The sequence below is a fragment of the Oleiphilus sp. HI0066 genome (assembly GCF_001635725.1).
The window spans coordinates 1-641 of sequence record NZ_LWFH01001734.1; the positions used below are offsets into that span (position 1 = coordinate 1).

General features: G+C 46.3%; 1 protein-coding gene. It reads left to right on the forward strand.

Features of this window, described 5'->3' with window-relative positions; all coding sequences use genetic code 11:
• Window positions 1-20: 20 nt before the first annotated feature.
• Window positions 21-641, forward strand: coding sequence for a flavin prenyltransferase UbiX (locus A3738_RS27105; protein WP_068476411.1), 621 nt, complete (start codon window positions 21-23; stop codon window positions 639-641).

Genomic DNA, 641 nt, shown 5'->3' on the forward strand with positions numbered 1-641 from the left:
TCCCTGTTGTTGAGGATTGTATGAGCGAGTTTAAAGAAACAATTACTTTGGCGGTGACCGGGGCTTCAGGTGTTCAGTATGCGACGCGCTTGTTAGATGTTCTGGTTAAAGAAGGGCATCAGATTTTTGTAATGGTTTCTAAAGCTGCGCATATGGTCATTGCGACAGAAACTGAGCATAAATGGCCTGCCCAAGCTGCGCAATTAGAGCAGGTTTTGACGCAACAGTTCTCTGCAAAGCAAGGGCAGGTGAAAGTATTCGGTAAAGAGGACTGGATGGCTCCGGTTGCTTCTGGATCGGGAGCTCCAACCAAAATGGTTGTTTGCCCATGCAGCACTGGATCGTTGTCTGCAATTGCTAATGGCGCGAGCAATAATTTGATTGAGCGAGCGGCAGACGTTGCATTAAAAGAACGGCGCCAATTAATACTCGTTCCTCGCGAGGCTCCTTATTCAGAGATTCACCTTGAGCATATGTTGAAGTTGACAAAAATGGGAGCTGTGGTGATTCCCGCTTCGCCTGGTTTTTACCACAAACCGCAAAGTGTTGATGATCTTGTGGATTTCATTGTTGCGCGTATTTTGTCTCAGTTAGGAATTGAGCAAACGCTTCTTAGTAAGTGGGGAGAAGATCGAACATGA